Annotated in this window: 15 protein-coding genes; 12 read left to right on the top strand and 3 right to left on the bottom strand. The window is 58.2% G+C overall.

The window, feature by feature from the left end:
• The first annotated feature begins 14 nt into the window (after window positions 1-14).
• From ACVVH8_RS13925 to ACVVH8_RS13905, 5 genes are all read left to right on the top strand, one after another.
• The gene (locus tag ACVVH8_RS13925) at window positions 15-3233 is read left to right on the top strand and encodes a hybrid sensor histidine kinase/response regulator (protein ID WP_475230838.1); all 3219 of its coding nucleotides are present in this window, start codon (window positions 15-17) and stop codon (window positions 3231-3233) included.
• 38 nt (window positions 3234-3271) lie between these two features.
• The gene (locus tag ACVVH8_RS13920; protein ID WP_103301918.1) at window positions 3272-3919 is read left to right on the top strand and encodes a response regulator; all 648 of its coding nucleotides are present in this window, start codon (window positions 3272-3274) and stop codon (window positions 3917-3919) included.
• A gap of 135 nt (window positions 3920-4054) precedes the next feature.
• Complete coding sequence (locus tag ACVVH8_RS13915; RefSeq protein WP_103301917.1) at window positions 4055-4648, top strand: fimbrial protein; 594 nt, start codon at window positions 4055-4057, stop codon at window positions 4646-4648.
• Between the two features lie 69 nt (window positions 4649-4717).
• Entirely contained in the window at window positions 4718-5458 is a 741-nt protein-coding gene (locus ACVVH8_RS13910) for a fimbrial biogenesis chaperone (RefSeq protein WP_475230836.1), read from the top strand.
• 169 nt (window positions 5459-5627) lie between these two features.
• Window positions 5628-8096: a fimbria/pilus outer membrane usher protein gene (locus tag ACVVH8_RS13905; protein WP_475231175.1), complete on the top strand. Its 2469-nt coding sequence runs from the start codon at window positions 5628-5630 to the stop codon at window positions 8094-8096.
• Window positions 8097-8104: 8 nt separating this feature from the next.
• Here ACVVH8_RS13905 and ACVVH8_RS13900 read toward each other — a convergent pair whose 3' ends face one another.
• Both ACVVH8_RS13900 and ACVVH8_RS13895 read right to left on the bottom strand, forming a co-directional pair.
• On the bottom strand, window positions 8105-9436 hold the full coding sequence (locus ACVVH8_RS13900) for an ATP-binding protein (RefSeq protein ID WP_475230834.1): 1332 nt from the start codon (window positions 9434-9436) through the stop codon (window positions 8105-8107).
• Complete coding sequence (locus tag ACVVH8_RS13895) at window positions 9433-10155, bottom strand: response regulator (RefSeq protein WP_475230832.1); 723 nt, start codon at window positions 10153-10155, stop codon at window positions 9433-9435. Before ACVVH8_RS13895 ends, ACVVH8_RS13900 begins: the two co-directional genes overlap by 4 nt.
• A 150-nt stretch (window positions 10156-10305) precedes the next feature.
• Between ACVVH8_RS13895 and ACVVH8_RS13890 the strand changes: the two genes are divergently transcribed.
• The 6 genes from ACVVH8_RS13890 to proP all read left to right on the top strand — a co-directional run bounded on the left by ACVVH8_RS13890 (window position 10306) and on the right by proP (window position 15729).
• Window positions 10306-10623 carry a hypothetical protein gene (locus ACVVH8_RS13890; RefSeq protein WP_103302435.1) on the top strand — a complete coding sequence of 106 codons (318 nt, stop codon included), beginning with the start codon at window positions 10306-10308 and terminating at the stop codon, window positions 10621-10623.
• Entirely contained in the window at window positions 10623-11282 is a 660-nt protein-coding gene (locus ACVVH8_RS13885) for a DUF3313 family protein (protein WP_315445376.1), read from the top strand. Before ACVVH8_RS13890 ends, ACVVH8_RS13885 begins: the two co-directional genes overlap by 1 nt.
• Before the next feature lie 63 nt (window positions 11283-11345).
• Complete coding sequence (locus tag ACVVH8_RS13880) at window positions 11346-11906, top strand: hypothetical protein (RefSeq protein ID WP_103301913.1); 561 nt, start codon at window positions 11346-11348, stop codon at window positions 11904-11906.
• Window positions 11907-12328: 422 nt separating this feature from the next.
• Complete coding sequence (locus ACVVH8_RS13875) at window positions 12329-12685, top strand: DUF6124 family protein (protein ID WP_213028597.1); 357 nt, start codon at window positions 12329-12331, stop codon at window positions 12683-12685.
• 276 nt (window positions 12686-12961) lie between these two features.
• A complete protein-coding gene (locus tag ACVVH8_RS13870) occupies window positions 12962-13879 on the top strand; it encodes an IS110 family transposase (protein WP_475230830.1) in 918 nt (305 codons plus the stop codon).
• A 344-nt stretch (window positions 13880-14223) separates the two neighbouring features.
• Window positions 14224-15729 (top strand): glycine betaine/L-proline transporter ProP, encoded by a 1506-nt coding sequence (proP, locus tag ACVVH8_RS13865; RefSeq protein WP_475230828.1) that lies wholly within the window; start codon window positions 14224-14226, stop codon window positions 15727-15729.
• A 46-nt stretch (window positions 15730-15775) separates the two neighbouring features.
• On the opposite strand, the gene ACVVH8_RS13860 is transcribed toward proP, so the two are convergent.
• Window positions 15776-16384, bottom strand: a complete 609-nt coding sequence (locus tag ACVVH8_RS13860) for a nucleotidyltransferase domain-containing protein (RefSeq protein WP_475230826.1) — start codon at window positions 16382-16384, stop codon at window positions 15776-15778.
• A gap of 117 nt (window positions 16385-16501) precedes the next feature.
• Here ACVVH8_RS13860 and ACVVH8_RS13855 point away from each other — a divergent pair, with 117 nt between their 5' ends.
• Complete coding sequence (locus ACVVH8_RS13855) at window positions 16502-17095, top strand: DUF502 domain-containing protein (RefSeq protein WP_213028595.1); 594 nt, start codon at window positions 16502-16504, stop codon at window positions 17093-17095.
• The last annotated feature ends 94 nt before the right edge of the window (window positions 17096-17189 follow it).

Genomic DNA, 17189 nt, shown 5'->3' with positions numbered 1-17189 from the left:
AACAGGCTTGCGCAATGACCCACCCGACTGTCCATTTGGAAAAACTGACCAATAGCTCATTGCGAATGAACACTGGTCTGGTGGTGCTCTGCGGCCTCGCCTCGCTGTTGGTGGGCCTCAGTGGCTGGGGGCTTTATCGGATGGTCGAGGAACAGCGCGACACGGTGCGGTTTCATTTCGCCCGGCTGATGGAGAACATCGGCGAACAGGAAGTGTTCCTCAGCGCCATTGTTCAGCAAGCCGACAAAGGCCTGCCGTTGAATACACACGTGCAAATCTTCAAGCAGACGCCATTGCCCTATGAGGGAGTCGGGATCTATAAGGCGCAGGAGCTCTCCTCTTCCCTGCCGTACAGCGTGAAAATCAATCCGGCAGCGATTGAAACCAGTGAGCGCGCACGAGTCTTTGCCCTGGGTGCCCATCTGGCCAGTTACTACAGTGCTTTCTGGTCGGCCTCGCACTATCAATCACCGCAGGTATTCCTGTTCAACGTGCCCGATAATTTCGACATCGCCGTCCCCGCTGCCGGGCAGTTGCGCACTGCCGGGCAGCTTCAGGGCGGATCTTTCGTTGACGTCATGAAGCAAGTGGTGCAACAGCTGCATGATGCCAACCCGAAGCCGCTGGACAGTGAAGTTCACTGGGTCCGCTACGACGCCCGATCGGATAGCAAAGGCCCGCCTGCGCTGCTGGCCTACGTCAATGTCAACATGCCCGCCGCGCAACTGGATATCGAGGGCGCCAGTTCTTGGGTAGTCGTGGCGTCGTTGTTGAGTCTGGCGCAGATCAACAACATCGAACGAATCATGAAGTGGTCGATCTACGACAGCTTCAACCTCACCGCTCCCAACGGCACTTTGGTGATCGGTGCGGAGCATGCCAGTCAGGATTTAAAGGACGGGCTGAATGTTCGTCTGGACGGTCTGGTGTTCAAGATTTCCAGTGCCGGGCCACAACCGTGGACGGCCGTCTATGTGGTCGGTTTCAAGCGATTCATCGACTATGCCTGGTGGCCGCTGCTTGGCTTGTTGACGTTGATGCTGACCAGTATCGGCGGTGGCTGGGCGTTCAATCGCTGGTACAAAATCCGCGTGGTGATTCCTGCACATCAGGCCCATGAAAGCATCGCTGATAGCGAAGCCTTCAGCCGCGCGATCATCGACACCGCCCCAACAGGCCTTTGTGTCGTGCGCCGCAGTGACCACCGGATTCTCCTGGAAAACCGCTGCATTCAGGAGTGGCAACAAAGTGATCAACTGATCGCGGCGCTGATCCGCGAACACGCGCTGACCGCTGCGGGCCAGACCGATCTGGAAGTGGCAGGACGGCATTATCACGTCGGGTTCGTGCCTGCGCGCTACCACGGAGAACATGTGTGGATCTGCGCATTTCACGACGTGACCCGGCACATCGATGACGCCGCCGCACTGGAAAATGCCCTGCGTGAAGCCGATTCGGCCAATGAAGCGAAAACCCGTTTTCTCGCGACCATGAGCCACGAAATCCGCACACCACTGTATGGCGTTCTCGGCACTCTGGAGTTGCTGGGGCTGACCGAACTTGGCCCTCGGCAGCAAGAATATCTGCGGACGATCCAGCGCTCATCCACGACGTTGTTCCAATTGATCAGCGACGTACTGGATGTGTCGAAAATCGAGTCCGGGCAAATGACCATCGAAGCGCAGGACTTCTGCCCGCTCGAACTGACCGAGGATTCGCTGCGGGCCTACAGTGCATTTGCTCAGGCCAAAGGTTTGCAGCTTTACGCCTGCATCGACCCGGCGATCCCCGACCGGGTGCGCGGCGATCCCCTGCGCATCCGGCAGATCCTCAATAACCTGCTGAGCAATGCGATCAAGTTCACCGATAACGGCCGGGTGGTATTGCGCGCAAGAGTTGTGCAGGAATCCGCCGAAAATGTCAGCCTGCTGTGGCAGGTCAGCGACTCGGGGATCGGCATTTCCCAGGCCCAGCAACTTCAGCTGTTCGACCCGTTTTATCAGGTACGTGATGCGTCCAGCGAAGCCGGTGCAGGTTTGGGTCTGGCGATTTGCTGGTGGTTGTGTGAATTGATGGAGGGGCAACTGAAAGTGGTCAGCGAGCCCGGTCTGGGCAGCAGCTTTTCGTTGCAACTGGAACTCGCTCGTGTGGAGGGTTCGCTGAGTGACTGCCCGGGATTCACCGCGCATATGCCAACCTTGTTCGTTCAGGCTTACGCGCCGGAGTTGGCGCAACATTTCTGCGGCTGGCTTGAGCGACTGGGGCTGGACACTCAGATCATCGGCCCCGAGACCAAACACCTGGCCGCCTCATCATCACTCTTGCTCGACGTACTGCTGTGCGCCGAGCCATCCGGCTGGCCAGGTCTGCGCGTCATCGCCACGGCCGCCGGCGCCAATCCGCCGCAATACACGGGCGAAGGCTGGACGGTCGATGCCCACGATATTCGCGCGGTGGCCTGGGCTGTCCACTTCGCGCAACAAGGCGCCGACCCGCAAGCTCGCCCGGCGATCAAAGCGCCGGCGCGACGCCTTGATCTGAACATCCTGATTGCCGAAGACAACCCGATCAATCGAGCGATTATCAAAGAACAGCTGGAAGCCCTGGGCTGCTCGGTGGTCGCCGCCGCCGATGGTGAACAGGCGTTGCATCAATGGCTGCCGGGGGTGTTTGATCTGGTGCTGACCGACGTCAACATGCCGGTCATGAATGGCTATGAGCTGGCCAAGGCGTTGCGCAGCAACGACGCGGATCTGCCGATCATTGGCGTGACGGCCAATGCCCTGCGCGATGAAGGTGAGCGCTGCGCCGCGGTGGGCATGAATGCCTGGCTGGTGAAACCGCTCAACCTGCACACGTTGCGAACGCAGTTGCTCAAGCATTGCCAACTCGTTGAGCCGGCGCTGGCCGATGACGCGGTTGCCACACAAGGCACCCCACCACCGCTGGATCAGCCACAGCTTTCACCGAAAATGCGCGTGCTGTTTTTCAGTACCCTGCAACAGGACATCGAGAAAGTCAGCGCCCTGCTCCAGAGCAATGACGCCCCCGCGCTGGCCCAACACCTGCACAGCATGGCCGGGGCCCTTGGCGCGGTGCAGGCCACTGGTCTGGCGGAGGCGTGCGTGCGTCTGGAAAGCCAGCTGCAAGGTCGCGTCATCACGCCCGCTCTGGTCCGCGAGATCAGCGCTATGCTTGAGCGATTGACCGCGATGCTCGATGCTCTGGCGTAACCCGATTGAATTCAACAACACACTAGGGATAGCCGAACATGGCAATACTCAACGTCGTGATCGCCGATGATCACCCCATCGTTTTATTGGGCGTACGTGAGCTGATAGAGCGTGATGAGCGCTTTCGCGTGGTGGGCGAAGCGGTCTGTTCGAACGAGCTGATCGAGTTGCTGCACACCCAGTCGGTTGATCTGGTGATCACCGACTTCAACATGCCGGCGGATTCGCCCTACGGTGACGGCCTGAAACTGGTGGAGTACCTGGGCCGACATTTTGCCCAGGTGAAAGTGCTGGTGCTGACCATGATCTCCAGCCCGTTGATTCTGACCCGTCTGCATGAACTGGGGGTGGTGGGGGTGATTCAGAAAAACCAGTTGCACGACGATATTCAACTGGCACTCTCGTCAATCGCCAAAGGCCGCACCTTCAAGAGTGCCAAACCCGAGCCTGTCAGCGTCCTGGAGCCTAACGTGGCGCTGGACGAAAGACTGTCGCGGCTGTCGCCCAAGGAATTTGAAATTCTGCGCATGTTTGTCTCCGGGCAAAGCGTCACCACGATTGCACGCAGCCAGTCCAGAAGTGCGAAAACCATCAGCACGCAAAAGATTTCGGCGATGCGCAAACTTGAAGTGTCCAGCGATCAGGATCTGTTGACATATTGCCTGGAGAATAATGTCTTTCAATGAATGCACTTATCAGACGAAGTGCAACTAACACCCCCACCTTATAGGAATCGTCTGATGGTCTGAGCACTGCACTCAGACCTATATTCTGGATCGTGTTCTCCAACACAACTTAATCACGATCTAATGGATATCGACATGAAAAAGCTTTCGCTGACACTGCTGACACTTTCCATGCTTTCGGTGGCGGGCCAATCGTTTGCAGCAGACGAACCGGTAACACCCACTAAAGCGGGCAGCGGCACCATTAACTTCACCGGTATCATCAACAACGATGCTTGCTCTATCGAAGATGCAGGTCTGAATAAAACCATTTCCGTACCGATGGGCGAAGTGTCAATCAAAGACATGGGTACCGCTGCAGCGCCTAAGGGCAATGGCAAACTGAGTGCCGAGAACTTCGACATGAAGATCAACTGCAACGCCGGTACCAAAGTTTCGATGATCTTCGAACCGACCAAAGGCGCTGGTTCGGGTATCGTCACTGGCACCAAGGTCCTGAAGTTGACCGACGGTGTGGGCGCCGCGAAAAACATCGGTATCGCCCTGCTCGACGCCAATGGCGATCAGATCGATCTGAGTTCGCCTGCCGCCGCCAAAATTCAAAATACCCTGCAAGACGGCAGCACCACCCTGAAATTCTCCGCCGCCTATGTGACCACTGCCGACCCGAAAACTGCGGTCGCCGGTCGTGGTGACGCGACTCTGCCGTTCACTCTGCAATACGAGTAAACCGCACTCGGGGCTGACACTGTGCGGGACGCAATCGTCCCGCCTTTTTTCAATTTCAGGCAGTTTTCCATGTTTAATCGACACATTCTTTCCCTGTGCATGGGTTTGCACTGCGCGTTGCTGGCGACGCAGGCACACGCGGGTATCTCGCTGAGCGCGACCCGTCTGGTGTTTGATGGCGAGCACAAAGAAGTCAGCATCAAGGTCCGCAACAATGGCGATGACCTGTTGATCCAGTCATGGATCGACAGCGATGAGCCCGGCATTGCTTCGGTGCCTTTCGCCGTCACGCCGCCGTTGGCGAGGATTCTCGGCAAGGAACAGCAATTGCTGCGGGTGATTTACGAAGGCACTGGCATGCCGTCTGACAAGGAATCCGTGGTCTGGCTGAACGTTCAGGAAATCCCCCAGACCGCCAAAACGGAAAACACCCTGCAACTGGCCGTGCGCCAGCGCATCAAGGTGTTTTTCCGCCCTGCCGGACTGGCCAGCCAGGCTTACCTCGCACCGACTCAGCTGTTATGGCAGATCGACCAGCAAGGTGGGCATGCCGCATTGAAAATCACCAATCCAAGTCTCTTTCATGTTTCGTTGTCAGAAGTCTCCGTGCAATCGGGTGCCACAACGGAAAAACCAGTCGATTCGATGATGATTGCTCCGGGTCAGAGCAAGACCATCGCACTAAAAGGAACAAACAACTCGACTTATTCCAACCTCAACTTTTCAAGCATTAACGATTACGGCGCACAGGATCGTTACAGCGCAACTTTCTCGGGTAATGCCGCCGTGAATGCAAAAGCAGTGCAATAGCACCTGCACCGAAAGTTCGCCCCCTCTCTTGATTCTAATAATGAATTAACTCTTCGTTCTCTGTAGCAATATAGGGCTGGGTATGTCTTTACTCCCGCGCAGCAACTTCAATTCGCTGACTGAACAATCCTGCCCGAAACTCTCGGGATTCAATGCGCTGTATCTGGCCATGTTAGTGAGTCTTCCTTACTTGGCGAATGCCAGTGATGCCGTCGCTGCACCGGAGCAAGAGCAACTCGCCCAGTTCAACACTTCGTTTCTGCAGGGAGTCGGGTCGTCGGTGGATTTGAATCTGTTGCTCTCGGCCAACAGCGTTTTGCCGGGCAATTACCGAGTCGACGTTTACAGCAACGAAGTGTTGGTCGGGCGGCGCGATATCGATTTTCGTCGCGCCGAGAAAACCGGCAAGGTCGAGGCGTGCCTGACCCTGGACATGCTGCAGCAGTTGGGCATCAACATGAGTACGCTGGAAGCGGCAGGCCTGCTCAAGCCTGAGGCGCCCGACACTTGCTACGACTTGCCAACCCTGATTGACCAAGCCACCGTCAGCTACGACCCTACCCGCCTGCGACTGTTGATCAGCGTGCCGCAAATCGCCATGCAACGCGGCATGCGTGGCTATGTCGATCCTGCGCTGTGGGATGCCGGCGTCCCGGCGGCGTTCATCAATTACCAGTTGAGCAGCAACCGCAACAGCACCGACTCCGCCACGACGATCTCCAACAACCTCGGTTTGCGTAACGGCATCAACCTCGGCGCCTGGCGGCTGCGTAACGAATCGAACTTCAGCAGCCGTACCGGCGAGCGCAACACGTTCACCAGCAACCGCAGCTATGTGCAGCACGATGTCACAGCGCTGAAGGGACAATTCAGCGCCGGCGATATTTTCTCCGACTCGCAGCTCTTCGACAGCGTGCGTTACCGAGGGCTCAAGTTGAGTTCCGACGAAGGCATGCGCGCCGACAGCGAACGCGGCTACGCGCCGGTCATCCGCGGCGTGGCGCAAAGCAACGCCACCGTGGAAATCCGCCAGAACGACTACGTCCTCTACAGCACCAACGTGCCACCCGGCCCGTTCGAGATCAGCGACATTTATCCGAGTGGCTCGAACGGCGACTTGCGGGTGATCGTCATCGAGGCCGACGGCACGCGGCATGAAACCCAGCAGGCGTTTTCAAGCCTGCCGATCATGGTGCGCAAGGGCCAGGTCAACTACAGCCTCTCGGCGGGGCAATACAAAAGCAACACCGAGGGTCTGGCCGAACCGAAGTTTGTCAGCGGCACGCTGGCTTATGGCATGACCAGCAACATGACCGGGATTCTTGGTGTGCAGGCGACAGACAGCTTCAAGGCGATGTCTCTGGGCATGGGCCGCAACACGGCGTTTGGCGCGGTGTCGTTCGACCTGACGCACTCGTCCAGTCAGGCGCACGGGCAGACCACCGAAGGGAATAGCCTGCGGATGCTCTATGCCAAAACCTTCACCGGCACCGACACCAATTTCACCCTCGCCGCCTATCGTTACTCCACCGAGGGCTATCGCACCCTGACCGATCACATCGAGGATCAAAGCACCGGGGAGCAGCGCCGTGGCAACTCCAAGACCCGCACCGACCTGACCGTCAGCCAGAGTCTGGGGCGCAACCAGCAATTCGGCAGCCTGTACCTCAACGCAACCGATCAGCGGTACTGGGGACGTGGCGGCTCGCAAAGCCTGTCTGCCGGCTACAGCAACAACTGGGGCGACGTCACCTACAACCTTGGCGTAACGCATACCCAAGACGTGGGCAATTCCGGCCCGGCGAACAACGACACACAGATGAACCTTTCGCTGTCATTTCCGCTGGGTTCCAAACCGCGCGCGCCAAGGGCGTTTGTCTCGACCAATCGACAGAAATCCAGCGACAGCACGCAGTTGGGCGTGAACGGCTATCTGTCGGAAAACAGCGACACCTATTATTCGGTGCAGGCCGGCAACAGCAGCACCGGCGGCAATTCAGGCTCGGCGAGCATCAGTTCGCGCACCTCGTTCGTCGACGTCAACGCCGGTTACAGCCAGGGGCGCGGCTACACTTCGCAGAACCTGAGCCTTGCCGGTTCGGTGGTAGCGCACGCGGGCGGTATCAATCTGGGGCAAACCTTGGGTGAAACCTTTGCCTTGGCCGAAGTGCCGGGGGTACCGGGCGGGGTCAAGATCAGCAGCTTCAGCGGCACTGAAACCGGTCGCAATGGCTTCGCCGTGATTCCCAACACCCAGCCCTATCGGGTGAACTGGATCAGTCTCGACACTCGAGATCTGGGTGCCGATGTAGAAATTGAAAACGCCACCCAGCAAGTCGTGCCACGCCGCGGTGCCGCCGTATTGGTGCGCTACCCGTCGCAGACCGGTCGCCGAGTGCAGTTCGAGTTGTTTGATTCGCAGCACAACCGCTTGCCGTTTGGCGCGGTGCTCGAAGATGCGGCCGGCAAGCAGATTGCGATCGCCGATCCTTCCGGCAAGGCGTTGGCACTGGTTCAGGAACAGCGTGCCACGCTGACGATCAAGTGGGCGGGCAAGCAATGTCAGGCCAGCTATTCACTGCCTGAGCGCGACAAGGCCCTCAACTATGAGCGGGTGTCGCTGACTTGCGCGCCTTGAGCACGTGGTCATTGAACCGGCAACTCGACCCGCGCCAACAGCCCGCCGCCGCTGCGATTGCTCAAGGTCAGTTCGCCGCCCTGCTCGCGCACAATGGCCCGCGCTGCCGAGAGCCCGAGGCCAACGCCTCCCGTATGGCGGTTGCGTGAGGCTTCGAGGCGAAAGAACGGATCAAATACACGCTGCAGCGACTCCTCGGGAATGCCCGGCCCCTCGTCGCTGACGTCGATACGGATAAAGCGCTCATTACCGCTCAATTCGATACGCGGGCGCTGCGCATACTTCGAGGCGTTTTCCAGCAGGTTGACGATCACCCGTTTGAGCGCCAGCGGCCGGCCTTCATACACCCGATGCGCCGGGCCGTTGTAGTCGACGGCAATGTTCTGATCGCGATAGTCATCGACGATGGTGTGCAGCAGTTCCGAAAGGTCGAACGCCGTAGTTTGTTCGGGTTGAGTATCTTCACGAAAGAACGCCAATGCGGCGTTGATCATCGATTGCATCTCTTCGATATCGCGAATCTGTTTGCTTTGGTATTCAAGATCCTCGATGAACTCGCTGCGCAGGCGCATGCGGGTCAGCGGTGCGCGCAAGTCGTGGGAAATCGACGCGAGCATGTGCGTGCGCTCGCCAATGAAATGCTGAATCTGTGCCTGCATGGTGTTGAAAGCCACAATCACCTGACGTATCTCGTCGGGGCCTTCCAGTTTGATCGGCGGTGCACGCAAGTCGGTGCCGAAACGCCGCGCTGCGCGGGCAAAACGCTGCAAGGGATTGGCCAGTTGGCGCGTGGCGATCCAGGCCACCAACAACGTGGCAATCAACCCCAACGTGATGATGATCGCGATCCGCGTGCCCAGCTCCAAACCCCAGCTGCGTTCAGGCGGGATAAATGACAACCAGCTGCCATCGACCAATTGCACGAGTGCAGCGTAATGCGCCTGGGGATTGTCGTTCGGCCAATCGCCGGGGTTGAACGCTTCGATTTTTCGATCAGCACCCAGCAACTGTTGCAGCACCGGCACCCTGCTCGCTTCAATGCGCAGGCCGTCATTGGGCAGATCGAATTCAGCGCGTTGCGCTTTCCACGACACTTGCAGCATGGCGCTGCTCGCTGCGGCAGCCAGTTGCGGGCGCAGGTTGGCCGGTGCAGCCTCGATCACGCGCGATGTCGCGGCAATCTGCTCCAGCAGGCCGGTGCGTTCGATCGGTGGCCTCGCCCAGATCCCCGCCGCCTGAAAAAACAGGGCATTGAGCGCCAGCGAGGCAAACATCGCCGCAATGATGGTCAGGGCGATGCGCCGGCTCAGTGTGTCGCCACGCAGCAATCGGGGGATCACGAGCGATTGACCTTGACAGTGAACATATAACCGCCATTGCGCACGGTGCGGATCAGATCCGGGCGTTTGCAGTCCGGCTCGATCTTGCGCCGCAGGCGGCTGACCTGCACGTCGATGCTGCGGTCGAAAGCGTCGTGACCCTGGCCATGGGTGAGATCGATCAACTGCTCACGGGTAAGAATGCGTTGCGGATGATCAAGAAACACCACGAGCAAATCGAACTCGCCTCCGGACAGCGGAATCATCACGTTGTCCGGTGAGCGCAACTCGCGGCAAGTGATGTCCAGATGCCAACCGGCGAAGCCGATCACCGGCCGCGACGGTTCAACCGGGCTCCGTTGTTCACCGGCGCGACGCTGCAAGGCGCGCACCCGTGCGAGCAACTCCTGTGGGGCGAACGGCTTGGTCAGGTAGTCATCCGCACCGAGTTCCAGACCGACAATGCGATCGCTCAGCTCGGCCATGGCCGTGAGCATGATGATCGGAATGCCCAGCTGCGCGCGCACCTTCTGGCACAGGCTCAAGCCGCTTTCGCCGGGCATCATCAGGTCAAGAATGATCGTGTCCGGGCGCTGCTGCGCGATCGCCGCCCACATCGCCTCGCCATTCTCGGCGACGTCGACGTCATAGGCGTGCTGGACGAAGAACTTTTTCAGCAAGGAGAGGATTTCCACGTCGTCGTCGACGAACAGCAGTCTGCTCACGGTTACAGGATCCATGGACCAAAAAGAGGCTATCTAAAGCCATTTCGCCGCCCGGGTCATTTATTTCAATCGAGTAACATTCCTGCATGACAGACATCAAGCGGACATCGTCCGGCAAAACCCCTCGGGCACTCTGTTGCCATTCCAATCCAGGGGGTTCGCATGATGAAGGTATTGAACAACAGCCATTGCACCGAGGGACATCACAGTAATCGTCCCTTGATCCTCAGCCAGCGGACCGCCGCACTTGGCCCCGACACGCCGGTTGTGTTCCAGGAATCCTGCCTGGGCGTGTCCGGCGATCAGAGCCGGATCTTCCTGCGTCGTTACTTCGAGCAATTCAGCCCGACCAGTGCGCACTGGGTCGAGTACGTCCACAGCATCGCCGCCGCCGACCTCATCGAATGGATCATGCGCCACGGCCAGTTGCACATCGAGTGCGCGGACAGCATCACGACGCAACATCACAAGGGAACCCGTTGATGAGAAGCCATTGCCTGATGACGCTGCTCTGTACGGCGTCAATGAGTCTGTCCGGTTGCAGCAGCAATAGCGTCGAAACGACGGGATTTCTGCATGATTACAGCGTTCTGAAAGAGCACAAATCGCCGTCGGGCCACGACGTAATGAGTTGGGTCAGCCCGGCATTGGCCAGGGGCCGCTATACCAAAGCCTATCTGGCGCCGAGCCAGTTTTATCCCGGCGTAGAACCGACCGGGCGTATTCCGTTGAGCACGATTTCCGGCGTCACCGAGTATTACGATGCCGCCCTCCGGCAGGAATTGGGCAAAGTCCTGCAACTGGTGTCCATGCCCGGCCCGGATACGCTGATCGTCAGGCCGGCCATTACCCGGGTCGCCGCGAGCACTCAAGGGTTGCGCTTTTATGAATGGTTGCCGGTCACTTTAGTGGCTGCCGGGGTCAGCACCGCTGCCGGCATCCGCGATCAGGACAGTGAAATCGCCACCGAAGTGTCGTTCGAGGACGGCTCGACCGGCGAAGTGGTTGCCGAGGTCGTGCGCAAGGGCACCGGCGTGGCGCTGGAAAACGACAAACAAGTGCTGACGGCGGATGACGTCAAAGGGGTGCTGGATGGCTGGGCCAGTGATCTGGGGCAATCCTATATAGCGATTCGTCGGTAGTACGGCCGTTTTCTCGTCTAACGTGAAACGCAGGTATTGGCAGCACACGGGACACGGCCATTGATGAGCAATTTCTCCATCGTTGCGACAGTTCTTTCGATGATTCTGGGGCTGTCGGTCACTCGGCTGCTGCTCGGCGCGTTGACGGTATTCCGCATCCGCCGGGCGGCGGCGCCGGATTGGGTGGCGCTGGTCTGGGCCGTCACGCTGTTCGCCACGCAACTGGATTTCTGGTGGGCGGTCAACTCGCTGCCGCAGATCAAATCGACATTTTCCTTCCCGGAGTTTTTGTTACTGGTGCTGCTGGCGCTGTCGCTGTTTGTCTCTTCGGCGTTGTTGCTGCCGAGTCGAAGCGAAGATGAACAGAACGGCTTGCGAGTCTATTTCGAACAGGACGGCCGCTACGCCTTGCTGTCGTTGTCGACTTATCTGCTTCTCGGGCTGATCGTCAATGTCTTCCTGTTTCAAGCCTCGCCGATCGCACTGTGGGGTGTGCTGGATGTGTTGATGATCATTCTTCCGCTGTGCGCCTTCGCGGCGAAATCACGCAAGGCTTACACGACTGTCACGCTGATTTACCTGCCGATCAATGCGCTGGATATCGTTGTTTCGCTGACGAATTAGGCGTTGTGTCGGGAAAAAGATCAAAAGATCGCAGCCTTCGGCAGCTCCTACACCGGTCTCTGTAGGAGCTGTCGAAGGCTGCGATCTTTGGCTTTAAACACCCCCGTTTAAATGACACGACAAGACACGTAATCCGGCTACACGACCTTGCGTAATTGCCTACAGCTACGCCAGAATCCGCCGGCTTGTGCGCATAGGGGGCGGGTTCTATTGTGGTGCGGTCGCTGAAATTTCAGTGATCGGGTTTAGCAGCTCGGCAATTCTCAAGGCACGCGAGTTCCGCCATTACGTTATGGCGGCTTTGCGTGGGGCACTTCGGTGCGCCGGGATCCTTGAGCCTGGTCTGCTAACCCGCGTACAGCCGCCACCTCTTCGTTTAGCAGCGATGGTTGACGGCTCCGTTTTTCTCAAGGAGTTTCACCATGATCAAACCAACGCCAAACCCGCCCGAAACCGACCCCACCTCTCCCTACGAATCCCTCGAGTCGAAAAAGCTCAACGAAGCCGCCGACCGTGCGCTCGATCACTACCTCTGCCCGCCCGGGTCCACGCCGCCACCACGTAGGACCCGCAGAATGTACGCCGTCACCGCCGACTTCAAAAACGAAGAGCTGCTGGTCGATGCCTGCGAAACACTGGCATCGGCAAGAACCATCACCAATGATTTCGCCAACCTCATACCCGCGTCACAGCGCCGAACGCTGCAGGGCATTGCGCAACTGATCATGCTCGGGGAGCTGGCGGTGAATCGGGTGCTGAATAATCTGGAGCTGCCGTAGTCGCAGCCTCTTTGACCAGACTTGATTGATGTGTCGTAACCACTGACGTCTTCGCGGGCAAGCCCGCTTGTGTCTGGGTAAGGGAATAAACTCTGGGGTGAGAGGGGTGGATGGCAAGCTGTGAGTCCGCGGTGCTTGAAGCACGAGTGGGAGCAAAGCTGCCATCCACCTTTCTACTCTGGCCCATAAGCCCGAACAGTTGGACGAGCGCCACTCGAATCACAAGCGTGGGCAAAGCCAGAGCACTCTCACTTCTGAGTGTAAGAGGGTTTTGCCATGATTTCCTGGGTCGGTATCGATATCTCCAAATCCAATCTCGTCATCTGGGTTCAACCACAGAAAGACGGCTTTGAAGTTCCCAATACGATTGAAGGTTTTGAAGTGCTGATCGCGCGTTTAGGTCAGTACACGGTGGGCCGCGTGTTGCTGGAAGCCACAGGCGGCTATGAGCGCCGGGTCATGGCGGCATTGCAGGAGGCAAGTTTCAGCGTGTTGAGGATCAATCCTCGCCGGGCCAGGGCCTTTGCCGTAGCAATGGGCAAGAATGCCAAAACCGATCCTATCGACGCGGCGGTTCTCGCCGATTTTGCCGAAGCCCTGCATGCGTCTCGCGAAAAGCCCATTTCGCCTGAGCGTGAAGCACTGCGCGAGTTGATTCAGTTGCGCGAGCACTTCGTCCAGCAGCGCGACGACAACAAGCGCCGACTGCAGCAGGCCCAACTGCCAGCAGTTGTAGAGGCGATCAAGGAGCATATTCGCTACCTGAAAACCCAGATCAAGCAGTTCGACAAAGCCATTGATCAAGGCATGCGTGAGCTGGATGCGGAAAAAGCCGACCGACTTAAGTCAGTCAAAGGCATCGGCACTGTTGCTACCGCCAGTTTGCTGGTTTACCTGCCTGAACTTGGCGAGCTGGATCGCAGGGAGATCGCCGCCCTGGCGGGAATCGCCCCCTACAACGACGACAGTGGTAATCACAGCGGGAAACGTCAGATTTACGGAGGGAGAGCCCGTGTCAGACGTGCGCTTTACATGTCGTGCTGGGTCGTTATCCGATATCAAGCTGATTTCAAGGCCCGCTATAAAGCCCTTAGAGAAAGAGGCAAGAGCGCGAAAGTCGCGCTCATCGCCTGCATGCGGATACTGCTTATCAGACTGAATGCCATGCTGCGCGACGGCACCGAATGGCGGTGACGAATGGCAGGGTGAAGACAGTTGCTCCCACAGGTTTGGCGGTGTGGCGCAGGTTTGTGGTCGACACAGATCCCTGTGGGAGCGGGCTTGCCCGCGATGGCTGAGTCACTGGCAACACATCTCTTCGGCAGAAAAAACCCGCCACTCCCGTTCAATCGGGATGGCAGGTTTTGTCGTTTTCGCAAGGCAAGATCATCAGATCGCAGTCTTCAGCAGCGCCTACGGGGAAAAAAAGCGGTTAGCGGTGAATTATTTCGTGTCCTCATGTATCTGACCCAAAGAGCACGCGCCATCAAAAAGATGGCATCTTCGCGGCAAGATGGATCAGTAAAGAGAATACGCGGATGAAATCACGTAAAAACAGCGTCAAACCGATCGGCCTGAAAGACATCACCATCGTCGACGACGCCAAGATGCGCAAAGCCATTACGGCCGCCGCGCTCGGCAATGCCATGGAATGGTTCGACTTCGGGGTCTATGGCTTTGTGGCCTATGTGCTCGGCAAGGTGTTTTTCCCGGGCGCCGATCCGGGCACGCAAATGATCGCCGCGCTGGCGACGTTCTCCGTGCCGTTTCTGATTCGTCCCTTGGGTGGGCTGTTCTTCGGCGCACTGGGCGACAAGTACGGGCGACAGAAAGTACTCGCCGCGACCATCGTGATCATGTCGCTCAGCACGTTTGCCATCGGCCTGATTCCGTCCTATGCCTCGATCGGCATCTGGGCGCCGATCCTGCTGTTGCTGGCGAAAATGGCTCAAGGCTTCTCGGTCGGCGGTGAGTACACCGGCGCCTCGATCTTCGTTGCCGAATATGCGCCGGATCGCAAGCGTGGGTTCCTCGGCAGTTGGCTGGACTTTGGCTCGATTGCCGGTTTTGTGCTGGGTGCCGGTGTGGTGGTGCTGATTTCCACGACCCTGGGCGAAGCCAAATTCGAGGAATGGGGCTGGCGTCTGCCGTTCTTCCTCGCGTTGCCGCTGGGCATGATCGGGCTTTATCTGCGTCACGCCCTCGAAGAGACGCCAGCCTTTCAACAGCATGTCGAGAAGCTGGAACAAGGCGACCGCGAAGGCCTGGCCGGCGGGCCGAAAGTGTCGTTCAAGGAGGTTGCGACCAAGCACTGGCGCAGCCTGATGACTTGCATCGGCGTGGTGGCGGTGACCAACGTCACCTATTACATGCTGCTCACGTACATGCCGAGTTACCTGTCGCACAACCTGCATTACAGCGAAAACCGTGGCGTGCTGATCATCATCGCGATCATGGTCGGCATGCTGTTCGTGCAGCCTGCGATTGGCTTTATCAGCGACAAGATTGGCCGCAAGCCTTTCATCGTCGTCGGCAGTATTGGCCTGTTCATCCTGGCCATTCCGGCGTTCATGCTGATCAACAGCGGCAAGATCGGCCTGATCTTCGCCGGCCTGCTGATGCTGGCAGTGCTGCTGAACTTCTTCATCGGCGTGATGGCCTCGACCCTGCCCGCGATGTTCCCCACGCACATTCGCTACAGCGCATTGGCGGCAGCGTTCAACGTTTCTGTGCTGATTGCAGGTCTGACCCCGACTGTCGTGGCCTGGCTGGTGGAAAGCACCAACAACCTGTACATGCCGGCGTATTACCTGATGGTGATTGCCGTGGTCGGCCTGGCCACCGGCGTGACCATGAAAGAAACCGCCAACAAACCGCTGCGAGGCGCGGCACCGGCGGCTTCCGATCTTGAAGAAGCCAAGGAGTTGTTGCAGGAGCATCACGACAACATCGAGCAGAAGATCGAAGACATCGACGCTGAAATTGCTGAGCTGGAGGCCAAACGCAAGAATCTGGTGCAGCAACATCCGCGGATCAATGAGTAAACAATCCACCACCTTGTGGCGAGGGAGCAAGCTCCCTCGCCACAAGTCATTCGGCGTTTTCAAGCCTGTGTGTCCATTCATGATCCGGGTGCAGTCGCTTCAGATGCAAAACCAGCCATTGCCGCTCCTCGCCCGACAAGTTCGGCAAGGCGAGACTGAAATCCGCTTGATCCTTGGACCGGGTGTGTTTGGCCTTGAACAGCAGAATGGCCGCAGGTTTTAAGTACGGAACCCCTGCGTCACTGACAGCGACCATTTCGGCGCGTGGATAGACAAGCGAAGTGTCTCTTTTATAGACCCAAGTGTCCGCAGTGCCGAACTCCAGCATCACATCCACTCGCCAGACATTGGCAACCGCATCAAAACCCCAAACCTGAAATATCTCCTCGCCCGGCACACGGTCTGTCGGCAGAAACGCAAACGTGCCGTCTTTGACGGTGTAGAACTGCAAGGGCGCCAATGTTTGCCTGAACAGCATGAAATCATCACGCAACACGGTGAACTCCAGATCACCGTGATCGCGAGTTTGTCTGCCCAGCCACAGATCCAGCGCCCATCCGCCCACCACGCTCCAGGGGCGTGAAACCTGTCTCAGACGTTGCGATAACTCCTCCGGCGTCCACGCTTGCCATGCTTGCTGATCCGGTACGTTCATGTGCCCTGCTCCTTGTTAAGCGCATCCGGCCGCCATGGTGCCATGAGTTTCATCGCGCGCCTGCCCCGGGATTTTTATCAGCTAGCCTTGATTTCTGATCGTCATCAAGGAGCTGTCATGTTCAAGTTCATCAAAACCACCGTGATCGGCGGACTGCTGTTTATTCTGCCGTTGGTACTGATCTTCATCCTGATTGAAAAAGCCATTCATCTGCTGCGCGGACCGATGCAAAAGCTGCTGCCGATGTTCGAGGGTCATGATGTGGCGGGCGTGACCGTGGTGACGTTGGCCACGTTGGTTGGCTTGATCGTGCTGTGTTTTCTCGCAGGACTTCTGGCCAGGACCTCGGCGGCGGCTCGGGCGATTGAGGCGACCGAAGACAAAGTGCTGAGCAATCTGCCGGGTTATCAGTTGCTCAAGGACACCACGGCGCGGTTTGCCGGCATGGAGCACGCCGATGGGACGAAGGTCGGCATGATTGCCGAGGAGCAAGGCTGGCGCTTGTGTCTGGTGGTGGACAGTGTCGGCGATTGGCTGACGGTGTTCATGCCGGACGGAGGGACCTCTGGTGGCACGGCTGGCGAAGTTCGCTTGCTGCGCGCCTCTGAGGTGATCATGACTGACCTTTCATGGCTGGGACTGGCAGCAGGATTGCGTCGGGGCGGTCGAGGTTTGCTGGAGCAGATGCAGCCGTGGTTGCCGAAAGCCTGATCTTCAGGACGGCGAAAAACCTTGTGGCGAGGGAGCTTGCTCCCGCTGGGTCGCGAAGCGGCCCCTGTTTTTAAAAGAAGGCCTGCTGCGCAGT

Source organism: Pseudomonas trutticola BRTCR10, from assembly GCF_056155105.1.
Note: the sequence above shows the minus strand (reverse complement) of the source record. Positions and strands in the feature narration are given on the sequence as shown.